24 protein-coding genes are annotated in these 22,229 nt (G+C 39.5%); 8 read left to right on the forward strand and 16 right to left on the reverse strand.

Translation table 11 applies throughout. The features are described from left to right. Nucleotides 1-11: 11 nt before the first annotated feature. The 4 genes from PR767_RS01300 to PR767_RS01315 form a co-directional block, all read right to left on the reverse strand. A complete protein-coding gene (locus tag PR767_RS01300) occupies nucleotides 12-2,594 on the reverse strand; it encodes a molybdopterin-dependent oxidoreductase (protein WP_272519778.1) in 2,583 nt (860 codons plus the stop codon). A gap of 28 nt (nucleotides 2,595-2,622) precedes the next feature. Then, complete coding sequence (locus PR767_RS01305) at nucleotides 2,623-3,312, reverse strand: TorD/DmsD family molecular chaperone (RefSeq protein WP_123382019.1); 690 nt, start codon at nucleotides 3,310-3,312, stop codon at nucleotides 2,623-2,625. A 10-nt stretch (nucleotides 3,313-3,322) separates the two neighbouring features. Then, nucleotides 3,323-4,666 carry a radical SAM protein gene (locus PR767_RS01310; protein WP_209101421.1) on the reverse strand — a complete coding sequence of 448 codons (1,344 nt, stop codon included), beginning with the start codon at nucleotides 4,664-4,666 and terminating at the stop codon, nucleotides 3,323-3,325. Between the two features lie 648 nt (nucleotides 4,667-5,314). Next, complete coding sequence (locus tag PR767_RS01315) at nucleotides 5,315-5,788, reverse strand: Lrp/AsnC family transcriptional regulator (RefSeq protein WP_115167334.1); 474 nt, start codon at nucleotides 5,786-5,788, stop codon at nucleotides 5,315-5,317. Between the two features lie 160 nt (nucleotides 5,789-5,948). On the opposite strand from PR767_RS01315, the gene PR767_RS01320 reads away from it, so the two are divergent. Continuing rightward, nucleotides 5,949-6,560 (forward strand): LysE family translocator, encoded by a 612-nt coding sequence (locus tag PR767_RS01320; protein ID WP_196723347.1) that lies wholly within the window; start codon nucleotides 5,949-5,951, stop codon nucleotides 6,558-6,560. Here the strand turns inward: PR767_RS01320 and PR767_RS01325 are convergent. Together PR767_RS01325 and PR767_RS01330 are read right to left on the reverse strand one after the other, a co-directional pair. Continuing rightward, nucleotides 6,557-7,123, reverse strand: coding sequence for a HutD/Ves family protein (locus PR767_RS01325; protein ID WP_226537837.1), 567 nt, complete (start codon nucleotides 7,121-7,123; stop codon nucleotides 6,557-6,559). The genes PR767_RS01320 and PR767_RS01325 overlap by 4 nt on opposite strands. Nucleotides 7,124-7,218: 95 nt before the next feature. Continuing rightward, nucleotides 7,219-8,643 (reverse strand): aminotransferase-like domain-containing protein, encoded by a 1,425-nt coding sequence (locus PR767_RS01330; RefSeq protein WP_004910542.1) that lies wholly within the window; start codon nucleotides 8,641-8,643, stop codon nucleotides 7,219-7,221. 247 nt (nucleotides 8,644-8,890) lie between these two features. Here PR767_RS01330 and PR767_RS01335 point away from each other — a divergent pair, with 247 nt between their 5' ends. The 5 genes from PR767_RS01335 (at nucleotide 8,891) to zinT (ending at nucleotide 13,278) form a co-directional block, all read left to right on the forward strand. Further along, on the forward strand, nucleotides 8,891-10,228 hold the full coding sequence (locus tag PR767_RS01335; RefSeq protein WP_109911286.1) for a cytochrome ubiquinol oxidase subunit I: 1,338 nt from the start codon (nucleotides 8,891-8,893) through the stop codon (nucleotides 10,226-10,228). Further along, nucleotides 10,218-11,228, forward strand: coding sequence for a cytochrome d ubiquinol oxidase subunit II (gene cydB, locus PR767_RS01340; RefSeq protein ID WP_109911285.1), 1,011 nt, complete (start codon nucleotides 10,218-10,220; stop codon nucleotides 11,226-11,228). The genes PR767_RS01335 and cydB overlap by 11 nt, the downstream gene beginning before the upstream one ends. Nucleotides 11,229-11,232: 4 nt before the next feature. Then, nucleotides 11,233-11,364, forward strand: a complete 132-nt coding sequence (locus PR767_RS01345; protein WP_004264009.1) for a DUF2474 domain-containing protein — start codon at nucleotides 11,233-11,235, stop codon at nucleotides 11,362-11,364. Between the two features lie 213 nt (nucleotides 11,365-11,577). Continuing rightward, on the forward strand, nucleotides 11,578-12,417 hold the full coding sequence (locus PR767_RS01350; protein ID WP_004910533.1) for a siderophore-interacting protein: 840 nt from the start codon (nucleotides 11,578-11,580) through the stop codon (nucleotides 12,415-12,417). Nucleotides 12,418-12,633: 216 nt separating this feature from the next. Next, nucleotides 12,634-13,278 carry a metal-binding protein ZinT gene (gene zinT, locus PR767_RS01355; protein WP_109911338.1) on the forward strand — a complete coding sequence of 215 codons (645 nt, stop codon included), beginning with the start codon at nucleotides 12,634-12,636 and terminating at the stop codon, nucleotides 13,276-13,278. Between the two features lie 74 nt (nucleotides 13,279-13,352). Here the strand turns inward: zinT and phoH are convergent, their stop codons facing one another. The 4 genes from phoH to PR767_RS01375 all read right to left on the reverse strand — a co-directional run bounded on the left by phoH (nucleotide 13,353) and on the right by PR767_RS01375 (nucleotide 17,157). After that, nucleotides 13,353-14,138, reverse strand: coding sequence for a phosphate starvation-inducible protein PhoH (gene phoH, locus PR767_RS01360; protein ID WP_004910528.1), 786 nt, complete (start codon nucleotides 14,136-14,138; stop codon nucleotides 13,353-13,355). 494 nt (nucleotides 14,139-14,632) lie between these two features. Continuing rightward, complete coding sequence (locus tag PR767_RS01365; protein ID WP_410479547.1) at nucleotides 14,633-15,607, reverse strand: endonuclease; 975 nt, start codon at nucleotides 15,605-15,607, stop codon at nucleotides 14,633-14,635. Nucleotides 15,608-15,883: 276 nt separating this feature from the next. Further along, nucleotides 15,884-16,354, reverse strand: coding sequence for a threonine/serine exporter (locus tag PR767_RS01370; protein WP_004910523.1), 471 nt, complete (start codon nucleotides 16,352-16,354; stop codon nucleotides 15,884-15,886). Further along, a complete protein-coding gene (locus PR767_RS01375) occupies nucleotides 16,345-17,157 on the reverse strand; it encodes a threonine/serine ThrE exporter family protein (protein ID WP_004910522.1) in 813 nt (270 codons plus the stop codon). Before PR767_RS01375 ends, PR767_RS01370 begins: the two co-directional genes overlap by 10 nt. Before the next feature lie 199 nt (nucleotides 17,158-17,356). Here PR767_RS01375 and PR767_RS01380 point away from each other — a divergent pair, with 199 nt between their 5' ends. Next, complete coding sequence (locus PR767_RS01380; RefSeq protein ID WP_004910519.1) at nucleotides 17,357-17,998, forward strand: TetR/AcrR family transcriptional regulator; 642 nt, start codon at nucleotides 17,357-17,359, stop codon at nucleotides 17,996-17,998. Here PR767_RS01380 and PR767_RS01385 read toward each other — a convergent pair. After that, entirely contained in the window at nucleotides 17,995-18,393 is a 399-nt protein-coding gene (locus PR767_RS01385) for a hypothetical protein (RefSeq protein ID WP_231136489.1), read from the reverse strand. The genes PR767_RS01380 and PR767_RS01385 overlap by 4 nt on opposite strands. A 246-nt stretch (nucleotides 18,394-18,639) precedes the next feature. On the opposite strand from PR767_RS01385, the gene PR767_RS01390 reads away from it, so the two are divergent. Continuing rightward, on the forward strand, nucleotides 18,640-18,933 hold the full coding sequence (locus PR767_RS01390) for a DUF5339 family protein (RefSeq protein ID WP_036958707.1): 294 nt from the start codon (nucleotides 18,640-18,642) through the stop codon (nucleotides 18,931-18,933). Between the two features lie 53 nt (nucleotides 18,934-18,986). Here the strand turns inward: PR767_RS01390 and PR767_RS01395 are convergent, their stop codons facing one another. From PR767_RS01395 to PR767_RS01415, 5 genes are all read right to left on the reverse strand, one after another. Beyond that, on the reverse strand, nucleotides 18,987-19,424 hold the full coding sequence (locus tag PR767_RS01395; RefSeq protein WP_004910514.1) for a universal stress protein: 438 nt from the start codon (nucleotides 19,422-19,424) through the stop codon (nucleotides 18,987-18,989). 170 nt (nucleotides 19,425-19,594) lie between these two features. Further along, complete coding sequence (locus PR767_RS01400; protein ID WP_004910512.1) at nucleotides 19,595-19,930, reverse strand: hypothetical protein; 336 nt, start codon at nucleotides 19,928-19,930, stop codon at nucleotides 19,595-19,597. A 125-nt stretch (nucleotides 19,931-20,055) separates the two neighbouring features. Next, entirely contained in the window at nucleotides 20,056-20,484 is a 429-nt protein-coding gene (locus PR767_RS01405; RefSeq protein WP_004910510.1) for a universal stress protein, read from the reverse strand. 114 nt (nucleotides 20,485-20,598) lie between these two features. Next, the gene (locus tag PR767_RS01410; RefSeq protein WP_004910509.1) at nucleotides 20,599-21,036 is read right to left on the reverse strand and encodes a hypothetical protein; all 438 of its coding nucleotides are present in this window, start codon (nucleotides 21,034-21,036) and stop codon (nucleotides 20,599-20,601) included. An 80-nt stretch (nucleotides 21,037-21,116) separates the two neighbouring features. Continuing rightward, nucleotides 21,117-22,046 (reverse strand): Gfo/Idh/MocA family protein, encoded by a 930-nt coding sequence (locus tag PR767_RS01415; protein WP_109911283.1) that lies wholly within the window; start codon nucleotides 22,044-22,046, stop codon nucleotides 21,117-21,119. Between the last annotated feature and the right edge of the window lie 183 nt (nucleotides 22,047-22,229).

Consider the following 22,229-nt stretch of genomic DNA (forward strand, 5'->3'; position numbering starts at 1 on the left):
CTTATTGCCCCCTAAAAAATAATACGCTGTGGAATTGCAGCATCTGGAACTAGCTGGTCTCCATGCCATTTTTCAATATTACATAGCATCGTGTTCCACCCTGACGTCCCAAGCCCTGTAGGGACCTGAATAGTTAGCGTATTGTCGGCTCCCGCCATATCTATCCCTGTTTTTTCATCAACATTTGTCCAACTTCCATGTGGTAATGCCACCACACCCGGCTTCATCGTTTGTGTCACCAATGCGGGACGCACAATTTTTCCCTGTGGGCTCGTTATCAACACAGTTTCACCGTGTTTAATACCTAAACGTTTAGCATCAGACGCATTGATATAAATTGGACTTGGCCACTGTTCACGCAACCAAGGCACGTTATCAAGCGTGCTGTGAGAGCGACGTAAGTAGTGTGGGTTATAGATTTGGAATGGATAATCCCCTTTTTCCTTCTTCGAGAAGTCGCTAAAACTTGCCTCATAACCGCTCGCGGATGGGATATATTCAGGAATTGGAGGTAATTTCGTCCAACCACATTCATCGGCTTTTTCGACTAATGTTTGGCAGTAAATTTCGAACTTACCACTCGGTGTTGGTCGTGGATTGGCTTGAGGGTCGCGAATAAAATCTTCATAGGCAATATAACCATAGTTATCACCAGAAGTACGCTTGACTTGGTATTTCCCAACAGTAAGAAATTCGTTGAGGGTAATTCGGCCTTGCTGTGGCTTACCTGTTACTTGCCATTCATCAATATCCGCTTGGGTAATGGTGATTAATGGCTCTGTGGTCTTACCATCTTCACCAATAATCGTTGCGCCATTGAGTTTATTAAAAAATTGTTGTTTTTCCGAAACAGGAAAAACCTCATCGACATCAATCCTCAGACGTTTACCTATTTCTTTGGCAATCCACTGGTCACTTCTCGCCTCATAAAGTGGCGGAGTTACATTCACTGCAGCTATAATAACTTCGCGGTTACTTGGATTTAATATGGTTCCTTCTCGTTCCCACTCTGTCGTCACGGGTAAGACGATATCCGAATATTTAGCACAAGTATGTGGAACATATGCTGCAGTTACAATCAGTTCCACATCTTTACGATAAGCTTCAACACTTTGCGAAATATTAGCTCGTGTTTGCAGTGTCGCATTAAACGGGTGAATTATCATTTGGATATTTGCATCGACATCCCCTACACCACGTTGGCGGAATCTTTTCTCTAATAATGCACGGTTAAGCTCATTGTGATTAATTTTCAAGCTAACCGGGTTTGGGATTGAAGGTAACCCACTTGCTCCGGCCATTACGAGCCGCGTGCCATTATTTCCAGCTGCGAAGTGGCAGCTGACCCCAGTCATGCGACCAGGCCTTCCCATATGGCCAGTCATAAAGCCTAATGTTGAGAATGCTTGCACCCATCCTTCACCGTTATGGATTCGAGCAGGCGCCCAACCGGTAAGCAATGCGACTCGGTTAGTGCCGCCGATTTCACGCGCTAACTTGCGAATATCGCTAGCTGACAGACCACAAATATTAGAGGCCCACTCTGGTGTTTTAGGCTCTCCCGTGTAGGTGCCTAACATATAATCTTTGAAGTTACCTTTTGGGTCAGCGCCTGCTGGCATATTATTTTCATCAAAACCAACCGTACAACGGCGTAAGAAATCCCAATCAATCAATGGGTTGTCAGGGCTATCCATTTCTAATAACGCAGACATGATACCCAGAGCTAAAGCATGGTCAGTACCGGGGTTGATAGGGTACCAGTCTGCATCCATTAACTCTGCCGTGGTCGTATAACTTGGGTCAATACTAATAAAGCGCGCTCCCGCTTTTTTCGCTTGATAGTAATTATAAGTTGGGCTACCAGGGCTGCTCCACGCTGGGTTTGCTCCCCACATCACGATTAACTGGGAGTTACGCATATCAAAGCGGTCATTGGTACCAAAAGTATAAAACCCTTCAAGTAACCCTAAATGCGCCGGTGTTTCAAACCATGCCCCCCATGAGGTTGTTCCCCAATCGCCAACAAATCCCCCGGCTTTCGCATAAACGTTTTGGATATCAACACCATTACCGCCAGTGATCCAAATCGATTCATTCCCATATTTTTCTTTAATACGTTTCGATTCTGATGCCACAATATCTAATGCTTCATCCCAACTGATGCGCACCCATTGGTCTCGGCCTCGCAAGCTTTTATCTCCACCACCGGGAGCCCAGCCTTTACGCTTCATTGGATATTTTAAGCGATCTGCGCCAAAGACTTGTTTACGTTGTGAACGGCCACGTAAACAACCTCGTTGTTGTGGGAAATCAGGTGAGTCCGCAACTACATCATCGGTTTTTTGCCTAACAACTACGCCATCAACCACCAATGCTTTATTAACACAGCGGCCACCACAGTTATGCCAGCAGGCCACGGGCTTCCATTTCCCTTGAGTGACCGCATCAGTTGCTTGCTCAACCGCTTTTTCTTCCTCTGGTGTTGCCGCATATAATTGCTTACTCAGCGGTAACGTAGCCATCACTGATGCCGCCGATGTCCAAGCTATAAATGAACGGCGACTCAAGGCTATTTTCTGTCTTTCTGACATTGCTCTTACCTCTTCATTTTGTTTATTATTATAAATTGACTAATTCATTGATTTTTTTAATATCATTGCGTAAGAAAAGCTCAACTAATGAACTTAATTGACGATAGAATAATGTGTCTGCATGGTTATGCATTGAGCGGCAAAATGGCGTAATAAACGCCAATAGATGGGTATTTAAAAATGTGGCAGACCCGAGCAACAACGCGTTTACGTTAACCCAATCAACGGTTTCATTTTCGCTATCAATAAGTTCAGTAATACGCAGGCTTAAATGCCACATAAAATCTAACTCATAACCAATATGGTCAGCGGCTTCCCTATCCCCTTCCGGTAAATGAACGCCATACTGTTCATAAAAGGATTTCACTGCTGAGGTACTTTCTTGAAATAACAGTTTGTCACGGGAAACATAAGTTGACTCCCATGGCGCTGCTGGCGGGGCTTCTGGGCCAATAAATAAGCGAGTAAAATCCCAATGCAAGTTTTCAAAACCCTCAGTATTGGCTTTTAGCTGCCTATTGTTTAAGTCTTTATGCATGTCATTTATGGCATTTCTCATCGCGGGTAATGCTTCATCACAGGGAAATAACAGCAATCCTGAATCTCTCAAATAACTTAATAACTCTGGCGTTGGTTCTTCCATAAACAAACGCCGCAATACGTCATAAGCAAATTGACGCGCATACAGAAAATCTAAAATTTGGTTGTCATTAGTCATAAATGTATCCCTACAGGTCAGTCAGTAAAAATTCAGCGGGTGTAGTGAGTTCAATTTGCACTTCTTTAATTAAAGGATTGCCCTGTTCATCGGGCTCAACAATGTGAGAGGTCAACGCAATAGGTAGTTTGTCTAGCGAGGTTAATAAGTAAATTGCTTCAGGGTTAAATTGCAAAAAACCATGTAACAAATCTTGATAATAAGAAACGCCTGTTTGTTTCAGTAAAACCGCCACCTTTTCACAATCATCACCAAAAACTTTGGCGCTTTTAAAAAAATAATCTTGAGAAGAGAAGAAGTAATGTTTTCCTAATATTTTTTCATTGTGTTCAAAAAAAGCATTACTTTGGTACACTTGCCCCGTATGTTTATTTTCTAAAGAGCAATAATGCACCCCAAGCGATAATTTATTTTCGAGTGCAAAATTAAGCACTCGAAGGCAAGCTAATTCACTCTGTGCAACCGCCAATCCACCAGCATACCAATAGTTGTAATACACCTCATAAGGTGGATTTTTAAGTTCGAAGCCTCGAGCTTGATACGCTTCACTATTTGTTAGTGGGAAACAAAACTCTAATAAATTGATACCATCAATACCAATGTCATCAAGCTGAGTTAATAGCTGATACATTTGCTGTTCTGTACCGGGGATCACCGGCATTTCCACCATAACCGCTGGAAAAATTTCACGAGCTAACGCGATGCGGTACAAAACTTTGGTGATGCGTTCTTTTGAATCATCAATTTTGATGCTAAAACGGATTTCTTGTAGGCCTGCCTTCGCTAAAGCTAATGCGGTATTACGGTCTAATGGGTCACCAGCGGTATATAAACGGCTATGAGCCTGAGGTAATTTCTGTTGGACGGCTTGGAAAAATTCGATACTTTCTTGGCGAAAAAGTAGAGGCTCCCCGCCTGTTAGTGCGATATGGGTCAGAGGGTAACCTTGCTCGGCAATTGCATCAATTTCCCCAAGCGCATCACGCATTTCCTGTTGATAACCCTGATAATTTTCTTGGTTTGGGTTAAAACAAAAATAACAATCGCGGTGGCATTTTAATGACAAAAATGTCGTATAACTCCCTTCTCCCGTACGACATTGCACGCAAGCACTCGAGAGCCAATTACAATGTATACTCTTCCCATTATTGGCAAAAGTTGCGCCATGATTCTTTATACTTAGTTTGAGTTTCTCAATTTCATGTTGCTGTGCAAAAGGGGCTTCAAAATTAAGGCCGTATTCTATGATTGCCTGCTGTGTTTGCTGTTCGATATCCAAATAGCGAATAGCGTAGCGCTTAAATTTTTGATTATTTACTGTCGATATTGTTCTATCAGTAATAGGATAGATCATAAATTTCCCTTCAATTTATGAGCAAACAGTTCCTATTATTCAGTGAATTTTCAATTAGGTTCAGAATGTAAATAATCAATTAATAGACTGTCATTATAATGCCAATAACAATTAGAAATATGCTTATAAATACTCACATCATTACCGAGCAAATTGAAAATAATTTTAAATAAGAAACATTCGCATTATATTATTTTGATTTTTAATTAATATCAGTATAGGTAAGTGACGTAATATGGTGTTGCGCAGGATCAAAAAAACTTTCCTTTCATTATTTATATATCAAATGATTAGCTATCGCTGTCGTTATGGCTAGGTTATTACTCAATCATGTTCTCATTATATGAGAATTATCTCTTTAAAAATCGCCATATAAAATTCAAATACCTCATTTAATAGCATTCTAAAATAATATTAAACTAACCTTTCAACATTAAAAGAGAGGAAATAATATTTCAATTTGTAAAATTAAACTTCAAAAAATGTTCAGCTATTCATATTTATCATATTTAATTTCTTTTATTTTATAAACCTCTCTAATAAATACAGCATAGTTATTATTTATCTTTTTATCATAATTAAAGATATAATTATAATTCATCGTTAGACACTCCCAACTCGTCACTATCACGCGGTTGGTCATTATCGTCAAAGTGGTAAAGCATAAGTCACCTTAACCGTTTCCATTGGCACCTCCGTCTTTATACTCTGAATGCTGCTAATTTGCGTTAAATGATCTGCATGAAATCGACGATAAGAGGCTAAGTCTTGCGTTACAATACGGATCAAAGCATCACATTCCCCTGCCATTAGATGGCATTCAACGACTTCAGGCATCTGTTTAATGTCTTCAACGAATTGGTTGATGGTCTTGGCATCTTGTGTTTTAAACCAAATACGTGCAAATAAAGAAAGACCGGCTCCAATTTTACTGCCATCCAATACGGCCACATAACGTTTGATAACCCCGGCTTCTTCAAGCAATTTCACACGACGCAGACAAGGGGACGGGGAAAGCCCCACTTCTTTAGCTAATTCAATATTCTGAATTTTTCCATCTCTTTGTAAAATCTGTAAGATGCGTCTATCAATGGCATCCAATTTTAGCCTATTTTCTTTCATTGGTACTCAACCTCAATTTAATATTAATTTTTGATATTAAATACCAATTATTGTTTATTTTAAAGCAATAAAAAAATCCAATATCACTGGATTATCGCTATAATTTTATTGCTACTGGCCAGTTGCGTGAATTAACAATAAACAATAATGAGGAATTGAAATGGAGTTACAGACCTTGCTCTTATTTAGCGCAACCGTAGTCCCTTTAGTCTGCACACCAGGCCCAGATATTCTTTTTATTTCCGCACAAGGATTATCAGGAGGCACCTCTGCTGCCTTGAAAGCTAATTTAGGCATTATACTGGGCTATATAGCGCATGCGATTCTGGCTGCACTTGGTTTAGCGGCAATTGTTGCGGCTTCCCCTATGATTTTCCACACCATTAAATGGGTTGGAGTGACTTATGTCACTTATCTTGCTATCCGCATGGTGTTATCTGCGATGAAAGCGGGAGACTTAAAAATTCAAACGGTGTCAACAAAGGCAGTAATAGCTAAAGCATTTCTGACGAGCTTTCTTAACCCTAAAGGGTTATTGGTGTATTTCGCTATTTTGCCGAATTTCATTAAGCTGACAGAAAGTGTGGCAGTTCAGTCTTTGATACTTTCAGCTGCTTTTATACTTTCGTGTGTCGTAATCTATGGTGTGATAGGTGCATTATTTGCTTCCATGCATAATAAGCGAGTTTATAATGATAAAAAACGCCGTATAACCGAGGGGGTTGCAGGCGGTATGCTAACACTCGCTGCTATCGGTTTAGCTACTAGTTAGCGAGGCAATAATTCAATCCAGATTAACTTGCTATCGGTGCTAAGTGGTTTTATCACCCCTTCACCGATATCAGGTAGCCACCAGGCTCCTTGTCCTTGCGCCATAAGATGACAATTTGCGCCAGAAATTTCCCATTCGCCATTGAGTACATAGACTAACCCTGCTTGGTTAGCTGGTAATTTACACTCTTCAGTGATGAAGTAGTTTTTAACCGCCCACCTATCATCTAGAAAAATAAAATTCATTAACTTAACTGATGGCTTTGGGACTTTTACCATACAAAATTGCTGGGCTGAAAATTGGACATGATCACCTGCATGCTCTAATCGGCACTCAAATGCTTTGGTATCGGTTAACAGAAGCGGCTGGTCATTCAACAATATTGCCAACCTTTCTCCTTCCGCATAACGTTTTAAATAGCTCTCTTGCTTAATGGTTGCAATACTTGCGCGTAGTGAATAGTCCGATGCCACTGGCCAGCAAAATACTTCTTGGCTGGCCCCCCCGCCATCATGCCAATCCAGGATAGGTAACTCCATTGTGTCAAAACATTTTATTTTCACATTACCTCCCATTTATTGCTGCTAACACATTTAGATTTATACTTAGATTGGCAAAGTTAATCTTTCAAGGCAATGAATTAACAATGATAATGTGACTAATCACGCCTCTCATTGATTAAAAAGTGACATAAACGGCCTAAAGTTTTCATTGCTTCTTCCACCCTTTCACTCCATGTAAACGATGCATTCAGACGAAATGCATGATTAAACTGATCACTGGTGGAAAACATACTTCCCGGTGCGATGCTGATCCCCTCTTTTAGTGCGAGTTGGTACAAACGAATAGCATTAAATGGCGGTTCAAATTCTAGCCATAAAAAATACCCACCTTTTGGTGTATTAACTTTTACTGACTGAGGCATGTATTTTGCTATTGCACTCAACATTTGGTGCTGACGTTGTTCCATCGTTAAACGCAGTTTACGAAGGTGGTTGTCATATCCCCCTAATGATAAGTACTCCGCAATAGCTAATTGCGTGGGAACGCTAGCAGAAACGGTGCTCATCATTTGTAAATGTTGAATTTTTGTCGCGTGTTGACCCGCGGCAACCCAACCCACTCGATACCCCGGCGCTAAACATTTCGAAAACGAAGAACAATGAAAGAAATTTCCTTTAGTATCTAGTGCCTTTGCGGGTATTGGCTGTTTGTTACCAAAATAAAGTTCCCCATAGACATCGTCTTCAATTAATGCAATTTGCTGCTTATTCAGGATATCGACCAATCGTTTTTTGTTCGTTTGCGGCATCGTACCGCCTAATGGATTTTGATAATGTGTCATCAGCCAACAGGCTTTAATTGGATATTTGCTTGCAATATCCTCTAACGCGTCAAGATCAATACCAAATAGCGGGTCTGTTTTAATAGCAATTGCCTTGAGTTTTAACCGCTCAATTGCCTGAAGTGAACCATAGAATGCAGGTGATTCGATAACGACCCAATCCCCGGGCTGAGTGACTGATTGTAAGCTCAGAACTAAAGATTCCATGGCTCCTGCTGTAATCACGATTTCATCAGGAGCAACATGGATCCCTTGAGTTGCATAACGCTGAGCAATGTTTCGACGCAGTTGTTCATTACCAGGCGGCAAATTAGCTGGTGTATTAAATTTCGATAAGCGCCTAGCGACAGACGCGAGTGATTTCGCGAGTTTTGGGTCATCTAATAAGGCGGGCTCTGGAAATGCGGAGCCAAATGGGATAATATTCGGGTCCTTACAAGCTTGTAAGACACCAAAAATAGAGGCGTTAATCTCTACATTTTCATTCAAATGTAGCCCTTTACCTCCTTTTGCGGCAGCAAATGCGTTATTGCGGTTTGCCACGTAATACCCTGATTGCGGGCGAGCAACGACCCATCCTTGGCTTTCAAGCAACTGATATGCTTGCACAACAGTCATTAAACTTAAACCAGACTGTTTAACACTTTCCCTCAATGAAGGTAATCTGTCGCCCACTTGCCAGATATTGTCTTCAATTTGCTGACGAATTTGCGCTGCTAATTGTTCGTATCTCGTCATAGCCGCCTCAACTGTTATAGTTAATATCTCAATAATTGTTACTATTATAGTTTATCGTCTCATGTTCTACTTATCCACACATTCACCTGACTTTTTTTTAACTATAAGCACAAAACATTTTTCGTTGGATGGCGATTATTTTGCACTCAGGTGTGAGCAATCTCTTTTGCTAAGGATTAGCGCCTCAATTGCTCTCATCAAAACGTTGAATGTTGCGTGTCATTAACATATCCACTCAGGGGTCAATATGTTTGGACTAACTGCGCTGGAACTTGCCCGTATACAATTTGCGTTTACGGTCTCGTTTCATATTATTTTTCCAGCCATTACGATTGGGCTCGCAAGTTACCTTGCGGTGCTACAAGGTTTATGGCTTAAAACTCGTGATCAAGACTATATAAAACTGTTCCATTTTTGGTCGAAAGTTTTTGCGGTTAATTTCGGAATGGGTGTTGTTTCTGGCTTGGTTATGGCATACCAATTCGGCACTAACTGGAGCTTTTTCTCAGATTTTGCGGGAGGTATTACAGGGCCATTACTCACTTATGAGGTTCTTACGGCCTTCTTCTTAGAAGCTGGTTTCCTCGGTGTTATGTTGTTTGGGATGAACCGTGTAGGTGAAAAATTGCATTTCTTCGCTACTTGCATGGTTGCGCTAGGAACGATTATTTCCACATTCTGGATTTTGGCCTCCAACAGCTTTATGCAAACACCACAAGGCTTTGAAATTATTGATGGGCGCATTGTTCCCGTTGATTGGTTTGCCGTTATTTTCAACCCCTCTTTCCCTTATCGATTACTGCATATGACTACAGCAGCTTTCCTTGCTGCAGCATTTTTTATTGGGGCTTCCGCCGCTTGGCACTTGCTCAAAGGCAACAAGTCCAGTGCCATGAAAAAAATGTTTTCCATGTCCCTGTGGTTGATTTTAGTTTTAGCCCCTGTTCAAGCTTTAATCGGGGATGCTCACGGCCTAAACACACTTAAACATCAACCGGTTAAAGTGGCTGCAATGGAAGGTCACTGGGAAAACAAACCCGGAGAAGCCACTCCGCTGATCTTGTTTGGTATTCCAAACCAAGAAAAGGAAAAAACAGAATTCGCTATCGAAATCCCTTATTTAGCAAGCCTGATTTTAACACACAGTATTGATAAACAAGTCCCCGCGCTAAAAGAATATGCCCCAGAAGATAGGCCTAACGTGTTTATGGTGTTTTGGTCATTCCGCGTAATGGTCGGGCTTGGCTTATTAATGATAGCGGCTGGAGTTTGGGGTTTATGGCTTCGCTACCGTAAAAACCTTTATGAGTCGAAAACATTCTTACGTTTTATGTTTTTAATGGCACCTTCTGGGCTGATAGCCATCCTTGCAGGTTGGTTTACAACAGAAATTGGCCGCCAGCCATGGGTTGTTTATGGGCTACAACGAACCTCTGATGCGGTCAGTGCACATGGTGAAATGCACATGAGCATCAGTTTAATCGCCTTTTTTGTCGTTTATGGCGGTGTTTTCGGGATTGGCTATATGTACATGATGAAATTAATTCGTAAAGGTATCGCGGAGGACGCAGCTCATGGGCATTGATTTACCTCTCATTTGGTTTGTCATCATCATATTTAGTATGTTGATGTATATTGTCATGGATGGGTTCGATTTAGGCATTGGGATCCTTTACCCTGCGCTGAAAGACAGCCAAGACCGTGATCTGATGATGAACAGCGTTGCCCCAGTGTGGGATGGCAATGAAACTTGGTTGGTTTTAGGTGGAGCCGCTTTATTTGGTGCTTTTCCTCTCGCTTATGCGATTGTCCTTGATGCCCTGTCAATTCCATTAACTTTCATGTTATTGGCCTTGATTTTCCGTGGTGTTGCCTTTGAGTTTCGCTTTAGAGCGGATGAATCACACCGCCGCCATTGGGATCACGCCTTTATTTGGGGTTCAATTTTTGCCACCTTTGTTCAAGGAGTGGTCGTTGGCGCCTTTATCCAAGGCTTCCATGTAGAAAACCGTGTTTACATGGGGGGGTATTTCGATTGGTTCGCGCCTTTCCCACTATTTTGCGGATTTGGCCTTGTTGTGGCTTATGCACTATTAGCTTGTGGGTGGTTGATCATGAAAACTGAGGGCCACTTACGTAGCACGATGTATCGTGTTCTACGGCCATTAACATTACTGATGTTAGCGGTAATTACGGTGATCAGTCTCTGGACTCCGATGTTAAATGAGGCCGTTTTTGAGCGTTGGTTCTCTCTGCCAAACCTGTTCTTCTTTTTACCTGTTCCGTTACTGGTATTAGGCTGTACTTGGTTGATCCTAAAAAGTGCTAAGCGACAACGATTCGATAGCGTGCCATTCTTAGCGGCTTTAATGTTGATTTTCCTTGGGTTTACTGGCCTAGGTATCAGTATCTGGCCAACGCTCATTCCACCCGCAGTCAGTTTCCGTGATGCCGCTGGCCCATCCGAAAGTTTAGGCTTTATGTTAGTCGGTGCGTTATTCATTATTCCTGTTATTTTGGTTTATACCTATTGGAGTTACTATGTCTTCAGAGGAAAAATTACCCCAGAACAAGGTTACCACTGATAACGTGGCAGCCTCCCCTTGGTGGAAAAAACTCGGTTGGATGGCCATTATCTGGTTCGGAAGTGTATTGGCGCTATTTGCCTTCTCTTCCGTGTTTAAATTGATGATGACCGCAGCCGGAATGAAAGTGAAGTAATCTACCTTTCGATATGCCGTATGCTAAAAATCATACGGCATTTTTATTAAAATCAACAATTCATCACTGTAAATTGCCTCCCTACTGTTGAAAATCTCTCTTTATAAATATCCTCTTCCAATCACTCACTAGCGGTTGCAACTTACAAAGTTATTCATGATAATGATAATAATTACCATATAATAAAATTATCATTAATAAAGGAGATTGTCCGTGGCCACTGAACAACCCGTTGAAAAAAACATCTACCGCCCGGCTCCACCACAGCTCATTCAAGTCAAATCCATTACCGATATCACCCCATCTATTCGCAGCATTACTTTCACCGGTGAAAGACTCAATACATACCCAACTGATTGTGAAGGTGGGCACCTGAAAATATTTTTAGCCCCTGATTTAATCAGCCAGCCCGCACTCCCTATCCTAAGTAAAGAAGGCCGTAGCTGGCCAGAAGACAAACCTCGTCCATTTGTTCGTACCTATACCGTCAGAGCCATCCGCCCTGAAGTTAGCGAGATAGATATTGAATTTGCTATGCATGATGGCGCAACTGGCCCTGCATACCTATTTGCACGTGATGCAAAACCAGGAAATTGGATGGGGATTACCAATCCGGGTGGCCCAGACCCATTATTGCCTGCCAGACAACATTACTTCATGGCCGGTGATTCAAGTTCTCTACCCGCTATTGCCGCATTATTAGAAAAAATGCCAGCAAATGCCCAAGGTAAAGTCGTACTACGGTTAGATAGCCCAAAAGACGTGCGAGAACTGAAAAAACCTGAACACGTTGACGTAATTTGGATCTGTGGTGATATCACCAAAACAGCTGAATTAATTAGCACGTTTAAGTCTTGGGACATTCCAAACAATGATTGCGCTTTTTGGATTGCGGGTGAAGACCAAATTATTCGTGATTTGCGTCGTTATATTCGTCGTGAAAAAGGTTTTGGTCGTGATGATATCTATGCAATTCCTTACTGGCGATATGGTTATGATGAGGAAGGTTATCACCATGAACGCCATGCTGTAATGGACAACCCTGACGACTAACTTCGGTTCAAATAGTTAGCTCGCTTATTGATTATAAACTCTACTAAGCGAGCTCATATCCTGCTCCTATCTGCCTTCATCACGTTTTTAGTCATTACATTCCTCATCAATAAACTTCCTAAAATACTTTTCATTCTCACATTTGTTATGTTATAACATAATGGTTTTTATGGTCGTTATATTCACTACAAAAATAGGAAAACCACTGTGTACAAAATGGCAATTTTAAAAACCAGTCTTTATGTCGCATTAGCTCTCACTAGCTATACAGCAGCTGCTCATGGCTCACATAGTCACTCTCATCCACAATCAGAGAAAGCACTCCAAGCTTCAAAAGGGATTTTTGAAGATGCTGACGTCAAAGATAGGTCTCTTAGCGATTGGCAAGGCATCTGGGAATCGGTTAATCCATTACTATTAAATGGAAAGCTCGATGAAGTTTTAGAAAGTAAAGCAAAGAAAAATAAAGATAAAACGGTTGAAGAGTATCGTGAATATTATAAAAAAGGCTATGCCACCGATGTTGACAGCATTGGAATTGAAAATGATGTTATTGAGTTTACCCAAAACGGTGCCGTAAGCAGCTGTAAATATGACTACGCCGGTTACAAAATTCTTCATTACACTTCAGGGAAAAAAGGCGTCCGTTACTTGTTTGAATGCAAAGATGCTAACTCAAAAGCGCCCAAATTTATCCAGTTTAGCGACCATATTATTGAGCCACAGGCCTCGGGGCATTTCCACCTGTATATGGGAAACGAATCTCAGGAAAAATTATTAAGCCAACTAGAAAATTGGCCAACCTATTACCCATATACCCTCACAGATGAGCAAATCGTACATGAAATGCTCTACCACTAATCAATTGCCTCTATAAAGATTTAACCTATACCCCGCGAACAAATCGCGGGGTATATAATTAATAACAAAACTAATTAATAGTTATAAGCCAATAAGGCTTTATGGCACAATTGTGATCTCACACAATCCTCAATAGTAAAATTCACCATCGAAACCATTTCATCAGTACTAAAACGTTGTAATGCATCGGTTAACCCTGAGGACACACCTTCAGGCAAATCACACTGGGTCACATCACCATTGACAATCACCGTCACATTTTCACCAAGCCGAGTTAAAAACATTTTCATTTGCGTGACAGTGACATTCTGCGCTTCATCTAATATCACGACGGCATTTTCAAATGTTCGACCTCGCATATAAGCAAATGGCGCGATTTCCACTTTAGCAATTTCGGGGCGCAAACAATATTGCAAAAAGGATGCGCCGAGCCTTTTCACCAATACGTCATAGACAGGACGAAAGTAAGGCGCAAACTTTTCTGACATATCACCCGGTAAAAAACCGAGATCTTCCTCCGCTTGAAGAACGGGCCTTGTCACAATAATCTTATTGATATCTTTATGAATTAACGCATCAGCTGCAAGTGCAGTGCTGATATAGGTTTTACCACATCCCGCTTCGCCATTCGCAAAAATTAATTGCTTATGTTTAATGGAATTAATATAGAGTTTTTGAGCTTCATTTCTGGGCAATATAGGGGATTCATCACGACGTTCTTTTGCCATACCGATAGCTTCAATGCCAGTAAATTCAGCAAATGATGCGACGTTATTGATATCAAAACGACCTGAGCGATCTTTGCGTGATGAACGTTTCATTTCACGACGTGCCTTTGTTGCAGCTTTCTGTCTACTCATAGTATTAACCCTTCCAGGTATCAGTGATGTCAATTCAAATGACGGACTATTCAAAACAGAGGTGAGCTCCCTTCAAGCTCAAAGTTAATATCAAACATCTATTATGTGGCTGTAACTCCATGCAATAACTCGGCTAATAAAAAAACCGGTTACCAATCTCACCATGAAAATTTCATGATGGAGTGGTAACCGGTTTTGTACTCGCGTGTATAAACACTTATTTCCCATTAGTTTCTCCTGTAACAGCGATACTTTTAAACTAATGAATCTATATGACAGTAATATGACAAGCAGCAATATTTTTAGTGCCTCAATGAGTCCATGTTTTTATTGCAGTTTTCATCTGCTTTAAATATAGCGTCATTTTTTTTGATAAAGCAACATTTTTCTAACAAAATTTTGGGCGTTTATTAAAATTTTTCGTTACCACACATAAAAATAAAAAATAAAACCGCAATAATCAGTTAGTTAACTATTGTGGTTTTAAAGGATAATTAGCGTATTTTACAATTTCCCGCTAACTCAAAACCTGCGGCTTTAGCCGATTGTTCGTCAGTGAAGATGACGGCATTTTTATCAGCGATGGTATTGAAGCTAGCACAATGTGAAAAATGATATTTTTTAGAATTACGATTACCTTTAATTTCAACCGTATTTGGTACAATAGATTTATTTTCTATTACTTGTTGCTGATTTAAAGGTGAGACTGGTGAAATATTAACACCCTCTGCGCTATTTTTATGATTTAAACTCCATTTTTTCTCCCCTGTCACAAATGGGTTATGATGGCCCATCACCTTAGCGACTCGATTATCACGCTGGATTTCCCAAGGGGTTGGAGGATATTTATTATCCCAAGCCATCAGTAACTGTTGTTGTTGACGTGACATAGATAAGTTATAGCGGTCATGCATATAGAAATATACTCGGGCTACTTGCCCTTTGGCCTCATCTCTTGGTTCAAAGACTTTTTGTTTAAAATCAACTCGACTGCGGCACATTCCGTATGGATATGGCGTATTAGCGGGTAATTGCCCAAAACTAAAATTGCTTCTATCACCATTCACCTCACCAATAGAAGGCGCTAAATTATGCAGATCGGCTTCCATTTGGCCAAAAATAGGGTCACTAGACACACAGTTTTTTCGCCCACCTTGTTGCCAACATTGTCTTTGATGACCAAACACCCATGCAGGAACAATATGCTCCCATTCAATGCGTTCGGCTCGGTTCTGTTGTTTACGCACTTGATAACCACAAGAGGCTAAATCGACTTTTCCTCCGCTTTTTCCTGCCCATTCCCACTGGCACCCACAGTATATTGTTCCCTCACCTTGGTGATTTTGATCTGCATAAACCTGAGTTTTACTCAGTGCTTTGGCTTCAGTAAATGAACTTGGTGCAGAAAATGAAAAAGCAGAAAAAATAAATAATAGAATCGAAAAAACAAATTGATAATATTTGGACAAGCTAAATTGTTTCAAAATAACACCACTAATAAGAATATATTCGAAGAATTGAAATGAATGCGTTAGTTTTTCCTCTAACACATTAATGCATAAGAAGAAATATCACATATTCTAATCAAATAGTAGCATTAATGATATCAGCGATGACTCAATTTTATGGTTAACACCCACATCAGAATTTATGCAGCTTTAATAGAATATCTAACTCTTATTAGTAAAAGAAAAAAGTATGGCTTACGGATATAGCAAGAATACCAGCAAGCCATCCCTTAAAAATTACACGCTTGGTCTTTTGCGATATAGCCATAAACCAGGTAAAGAAATACCAATAGACAAGGCTCCAACAATGAAAGACGCTTTTAAGAAATTAGTCACTAGAACCTCAACTAATTCAGGATCATAGCCAAATTGCGATATTTTAACGACTGAAATCATTGCAATATAGGCACTAATACCTGGAAACATTGGGATCACGGCAGCAACAGTAAACACTTTAGGATGAGCTAACCACCAGCGCGACCACTGAATACCGATAATACCGATTAAAATTGCTGCAAGAAAACTTGCCCACTCGATTTGCAGCCCTAGTGTCATCAATATCATTCTAAAGCCATAGCCAATAGCACCTAATAAAGCGCAATATTTCAATGCCCTAACAGGCACATTAAATACCATAGCAAACCCGACTGCTGGTATAGCCGCTAGTAGCATTTTTTCACATAAGGAGAACAGAAATTCTATGCCCATTCTTTTAAACCCCAGATTGTCATTGCTAATACAACCCCAATACAGGTAGCCAAAGTAAGGAGACTCGCCATTGTCCAACGCGCTAAACCTGTATTAACATGCCCTTTAAACATATCAGCGACTGCATTAATTAATGGAAAGCCCGGAACTAAAAGCAATACGCTGGCAGCCATAGAAATCGTTTCAGTGACTGCTAAATACGGTATTTTCAGTAATAATCCAGAGACCGTTGTCGCAACAAACGCAGTGATACAAAAATTAATCAATGGGTTCATTTGATGAGAAGTTAACACTTGTCGCACATACATTGCACAGCCACTGGCTAAAAATGTAATTAATGCACTTTCCCATCCCCCTCCATTCAACTTGCTGAAACAAGCACAAGATAAAGCCACCATCAAAACCATTAACCATCGAGGATATCGCAACGGTTTAATCGATGATAATTTCTTGTGTAATTGTTTTCGGTCTAGTAAATGATGTTCGACGAGAATGACCGCATGCTGGACTTCGGTGACAACATGCATATTAATACCACGGTCAATAATACGCCGTGTTGACGTTAGGCAGCGGCCATCAATTATGGTGGTTAAAACTAATGAGTTAGATGAGATTGCACTATCAACTTGATTTGCTCCAAGTGCAATGCCCAAACGGGTTGTCAATTGTTCAACGAGCATACTTTCAGCGCCATGTTGCAATAACAATAAGCCACACTCAATACATAGCCGAGTTACCTCACGTTGCTGATCAACAGGATCATTTTGGTCTATTTTTTGTTCATTCAATGCATGCTCTGCCATCTTGCCCCCAATATTGTGACAACCATTCAGATATCATCCTAAACATGTTAATCTTTATAAATATCATAAAGACAAATATCAGCTTAAATGATGATCTCTTTCAGGTAAATCTGTGATTGAGGTAACGTGATTTAAACTATTTGGTAAAATTTGTTATGTTATTTTCTTATTTGAAGACAAAGAGTAGGATTAGCCATTCATGAGTAGCACGCTTACAGCTAAAACCCCAAAAGGCCGACGTCGTCATCAGGCTTTGATCACTGCCGCAACTGAAATTTTTCTGCAATATGGGTTTGAAGGTGCAACTCTGGATATGATTATTGAACGTGCTGGAGGCTCTCGAACGACTTTATATAAAAATTTTGGTGATAAAGAAGGGTTGTTTGCCGCTGTTATTGCATCTATGATTGATGATATTTTTCAAGAACCTAACGAAAAAACACCCTCACTAAATACGATTGAGTCCATACTTTCTTTTTATGGTTCTCGATTTTTATTGAATGTTCTTAAACCTGAATCCATCGGGTTATATCGGTTAATTTTAGGTGAATACAACCGTTTCCCTGAAATAACCCATGCATTTTTTGAGCAAGGCCCTGTAAAAAGCTATCGCTTGTTAACACAGAAATTGGCTTTACTTCCTGATGTTAAAGTAAATGAAACAACATTATTAAGTATTTCTTCACGCTACCTAGAAATGCTAAAAGCGGATGTGTTTATCACCACTTTTTGTGTTGCCGATTTCAAGCCCAGCGATGAATTTATTCAACAGCAAATTGCTATGTCCGTCGATATCATCGCCAGTTATATCCGTAAAATCAGTAAAACCACAATCGACTAAGCTAAAACTGATTGGGCTTGCTCTTTTGCAGCTATTGCATCCGTTGCGATTAAAACTTGAGGACCATACAACGCAGACAACATGGGAGCCATGCGTTCCATCTCCTCTTTATCTCGGCCATCAGGTTGTAGCGTAACAACTAGAGCGCGACAATGCTGTTCCATTGCTTCTTTTGCATCTTTCAACCAACGACGCACATATTTCATACTTTGCATATCTTCTGATGATGGTTTTTCTTTTTTAACCACTGGAGGATATATCAATACAAATTCATTTCTTCTCGCCAATAACATATCCATTTCCTCTAACCATAAACGTGTTTCATCCATAGTTGATGGAAATATATTCATCTCGCAGATTGGCCAATTTTCTGTTTTTATCATATTTTTACTCATCACAATCATCTCTGTTGTCATCATTAATTAAAGTGTACTTGAATGTACACTTTTCTATCATCCATAGTCAAGAATGATTATCATTTGTATTTTGCAAATTATGCTATTTCTGACAGTGACTAACAGGAATATTCTCAATATGCAGAAAAAGTTTATTAGTTAAAAACATTCACGTGTTCGAGTGGTGCGTTTTTGAATATGGAATGTTATTCTGACGATATTATGAATTTTAAAAGCGAAAATACGATGAAAAAAACTCTTCCAATTGCGTTTAGCCTTTTAATGGCTTTCACTGCATTTAATGCAAATGCAGGTGCAACCTGTGATACTTATTTCAAAGAAATGAATGACCTTGTTAAGCAAGCTGAAGAACAATATAAAGATGAAGCCAATGCAGGTGAACAAATTGCATTAATGAAGTCACAATTAGAGGAAGCGAAAAAAGCCCTTGCTAGCTACCCAGATGATGCACAAGAGCAAGCTTGCAGCCAAGCACTTAAAGCAATTGAGCAAGCCAAAGAAGCGGTAAAAACACCCTAGAATTGTTCGCTTTTAATAGATAAAAAAATAGCCTGCTCAGCAGGCTATTTTATTTACCGAACCACGAGAACCGAGATCTTCGCATAGGAAACAATCCCAGAAGCATTTGAACCTAATAAATGGGTTGAAATACTTGGATTGCGTGAGCCGATAACAATAAGGTCAGCATCAATAGCCTCAGCTTCTGATAAAACTTTATCTCTTGGTGAACCAAACTCCACCTTATAAGAGATTTTATCTGACGGATAATCAATCTTTTCAATAATTTCTTTTAGCTGCTCTTCAGAGCGCTCAAGTGCTTTTTTAGCAAATGAAGACAGTAAATCATAATGATAACTATAACTCATTGAAAATCTTGAAACATCTGGAACTGAGTGAAATAAGTGAATTTTCGCATCTGAAATTTTTGCTAAATAAATAGCATGTTTTAATGCGTTATCTGTTAGTACATCTTCAGATATATCCACGGGAACCAAAATTGTTTGATACATATGATGCCCCTTATTAATTATGTTGACGTTTTTATTCAAGTTATATTGTTGCGTATTTTTACAACTTGGTTATTAGGCGTAGCGGGTGAATATTTTCCTTTTTAGTCTTTAGAAGTATAGCCTTACTGCACTAAAAAAGCTGTGAAGCCCCTTACTATTACAACAAAAAATTATTCTTCTAAATGCCATTTATGCAAAATACGATGAATAAAAGGAGTTACAATTAATCCAATACTGATAATAAAAACACTTTGTAAAAATAAACCATAAATAGCGATAAAGAAACGGCCTCCCCGTGTAATTGGAGCCGGCTCAATAGCTTGCCCACTCAACATAGACAACGCATTAAGCATTGACTCAACAGCTGAATGGCCTTCAATAAAATAAAAACCGATTATACCGGGTAATAACCCAAGAAAAAAAATCAAAAGCCCGAGTAAATAAAAACGTAAAACTCTCAGAACAAAGTGTTCAACACGCAGTAATTCTTGTGAAAACTTTTCCATACTGACTCAAATTCACCTTGTTATAAGTAAGATCAATTAACTTGAGTGCTAAAACTGATTGAATTGGCAATACAAATAATGAAATAAAAAAGAACCTACCCATTGAGCAGGCTCTTCTCTAATTATTAACGTACAACCAGCACTGATGTTTCAGCGTAACGTACTATACCCGCCGCTGTTGACCCTAAAAGATGAGTTGTAATATTTGGGCGACGAGAGCCAATGACAATAATATCGGCATTAATGTCTTTTGCTGTATTAATCACTTCATCTCGTGGAGAACCAAACGTTATAGTATAACTAACGTCATCATGAGGTAAATCAATTGAATCCATTAACATTTTCATGTCTTCTTCCGCTTTCACCGTCGCACGGTCTTTTATTTCCATGTAACCTAAAGCATACGCATTAATAATTGCTGAAGAAATTGGCAAAACATGAATAAGATGAATTTTAGCACTAGATTGCTTTGCAAGATTAACAGCATGACGAACGGCTTTGCTGGTTAATTCATCTTCTGTTAAATCGATAGGGACCAGAATCGTTTTATACATAACCCCTCCTAAAATAGTTAAAATGAAGTTCTACAACAAAATTATAAACAATTACTAATAAATGTCTCTTATCCACAAAGATAAATGAGATCTCTAACTACAAATAAAGGCAGGCTATTCTCTTAGCCATGGCGTCACAGTTAAACCAATTAACATGCCTTCAGGGCTTAATAACCTTGTTACGGTTTGCCCCCAAGGCTCCATGCGATTATTAACTAATAAGACATAGCCTTCTTTCAGACAAATATCCGTGATCTTCTCGATGTCTGAAACCTCAAACTCCATCCAACTTTGCGGAGTGAGTATATTTTCAGGCCACTCATTTTGACTAAAACACGATTGGGCAGCTTGCTCTATAGGCCAAAGTGCAAAATGTTTAACACCTTCTAGCCCATCTTGCTCACAAGTTAAATATTGGCTTCCTTCTTCTATTGGCTTCAAAGGTAACTTTAACAACTCAAGATAAAAAGAATGACTTTTTTTGTAATCTGTCACTATCGGCCCAAACCCTGCAACAAATAATACATCAGAGCTATCTTGGAAAGGTATCATCCTGTGTTCCTATAAAGTGATGAGCTACTAAAATTTTACCGTTTAATAAAATCGATAATTACTTTTACAAAATAAGATAATTAACCACTGACTTTATTCATTGTAGAGATCATTTTTTCAACCATTCTTTGAGCCTTCAAGCCCTCTTCTCCACTGATCAAAGGTTGAGTTTGGTTTGAAACAGAATCAATAAAATGCCGAATTGCACCATCAAAACCGCGTTGAACCAAAATGGAGTCCCAATTAGCCGGTTTTTTCTCGCTGATCCCAACGGCATTTTCACTCCACCAATGGTTCATATTGGTTATTTGATGAATACTGTCCTCAGCAATGACAACAAGTTGCTCTTGTTGGCTTCCGGCTTTGCGATGCATCGATGTTGTTAGCCAACATTGGCCAGCTTGCATATGGTGCTCGGCATAAAACAATTCATCAGTATTTGTTTTGTGAATGCTACCACTGATCAGTTTTGCATTACTTTGTGCAATCCACATTATAGTATCAATGACATGCAAATAATCATCTAATAACGTAAACCTGAAGTCATTCGGCCCTACGCTATCCATACGGTGTTTATCCATACGAATAGACGCTATATTTTTAATATCTTGTTTAATTGCCAAATAAAACGGCGAGAAACGGCGGTTAAATCCAACCATTAACATTTTTTGACGTCGCGCTGCTAACTGAATTAATTGCTCCGATTGTTCAATTAACTCAGTCAATGGCTTATCAACATAGACATGAACGTCAGCCTCTAATAGCAGCTTGATTACCTCAAAATGGCTTTTGGTCGCACTGTGAACAAAAATAGCATCACATTGCTGTGCTAGTGCGTTAATACTGCTAAACAGGGGCATTCGATAACTATCACACACCAATTTTGCCTTTGATTGATTTGGAGAAAAAGCACCAACCAACTCCCAGTTTTCCTCTTTAGTTAAAATTGGTAAATACGCTTTTTGTGCAATAGAACCTAAACCAACTACACCCACCTTTAATTTTCGCATCGTAAACACGCCTGTTAATGGTTAATCTCTGCAAGAATAATCTCATTAATATCAATTAAAAAAAATTTTTTTTTGTTAAAAAAACAATTTTGATGAGAAATAAATACACAATAGATTGTTTTATATAAACAAAAAATGAAAATAAACAGGGAGAGTGAATAAGTAACTGCATAAAAAAAAGGG

The sequence above is a fragment of the Providencia sp. PROV223 genome (assembly GCF_028479245.1).
GTDB lineage: Bacteria > Pseudomonadota > Gammaproteobacteria > Enterobacterales > Enterobacteriaceae > Providencia > Providencia rettgeri.

Coding starts and splice junctions, on each gene's coding strand:
- PR767_RS01315 (WP_115167334.1), bottom strand. CDS start 5,788: ATGAAAGAAAATAGGCTAAAATTGGATGCCATTGATAGACGCATCTTA.
- PR767_RS01390 (WP_036958707.1), top strand. CDS start 18,640: ATGAAAAAAACTCTTCCAATTGCGTTTAGCCTTTTAATGGCTTTCACT.
- PR767_RS01410 (WP_004910509.1), bottom strand. CDS start 21,036: ATGATACCTTTCCAAGATAGCTCTGATGTATTATTTGTTGCAGGGTTT.
- PR767_RS01370 (WP_004910523.1), bottom strand. CDS start 16,354: ATGGGCATAGAATTTCTGTTCTCCTTATGTGAAAAAATGCTACTAGCG.
- PR767_RS01320 (WP_196723347.1), top strand. CDS start 5,949: ATGGAGTTACAGACCTTGCTCTTATTTAGCGCAACCGTAGTCCCTTTA.
- PR767_RS01405 (WP_004910510.1), bottom strand. CDS start 20,484: ATGTATAAAACGATTCTGGTCCCTATCGATTTAACAGAAGATGAATTA.
- PR767_RS01395 (WP_004910514.1), bottom strand. CDS start 19,424: ATGTATCAAACAATTTTGGTTCCCGTGGATATATCTGAAGATGTACTA.
- PR767_RS01310 (WP_209101421.1), bottom strand. CDS start 4,666: ATGATCTATCCTATTACTGATAGAACAATATCGACAGTAAATAATCAA.
- phoH (WP_004910528.1), bottom strand. CDS start 14,138: ATGAGTAGACAGAAAGCTGCAACAAAGGCACGTCGTGAAATGAAACGT.
- PR767_RS01330 (WP_004910542.1), bottom strand. CDS start 8,643: ATGACGAGATACGAACAATTAGCAGCGCAAATTCGTCAGCAAATTGAA.
- PR767_RS01380 (WP_004910519.1), top strand. CDS start 17,357: ATGAGTAGCACGCTTACAGCTAAAACCCCAAAAGGCCGACGTCGTCAT.
- PR767_RS01415 (WP_109911283.1), bottom strand. CDS start 22,046: ATGCGAAAATTAAAGGTGGGTGTAGTTGGTTTAGGTTCTATTGCACAA.
- PR767_RS01300 (WP_272519778.1), bottom strand. CDS start 2,594: ATGTCAGAAAGACAGAAAATAGCCTTGAGTCGCCGTTCATTTATAGCT.
- PR767_RS01335 (WP_109911286.1), top strand. CDS start 8,891: ATGTTTGGACTAACTGCGCTGGAACTTGCCCGTATACAATTTGCGTTT.
- PR767_RS01375 (WP_004910522.1), bottom strand. CDS start 17,157: ATGGCAGAGCATGCATTGAATGAACAAAAAATAGACCAAAATGATCCT.
- zinT (WP_109911338.1), top strand. CDS start 12,634: ATGGCAATTTTAAAAACCAGTCTTTATGTCGCATTAGCTCTCACTAGC.
- cydB (WP_109911285.1), top strand. CDS start 10,218: ATGGGCATTGATTTACCTCTCATTTGGTTTGTCATCATCATATTTAGT.
- PR767_RS01385 (WP_231136489.1), bottom strand. CDS start 18,393: ATGAGTAAAAATATGATAAAAACAGAAAATTGGCCAATCTGCGAGATG.
- PR767_RS01305 (WP_123382019.1), bottom strand. CDS start 3,312: ATGACTAATGACAACCAAATTTTAGATTTTCTGTATGCGCGTCAATTT.
- PR767_RS01400 (WP_004910512.1), bottom strand. CDS start 19,930: ATGGAAAAGTTTTCACAAGAATTACTGCGTGTTGAACACTTTGTTCTG.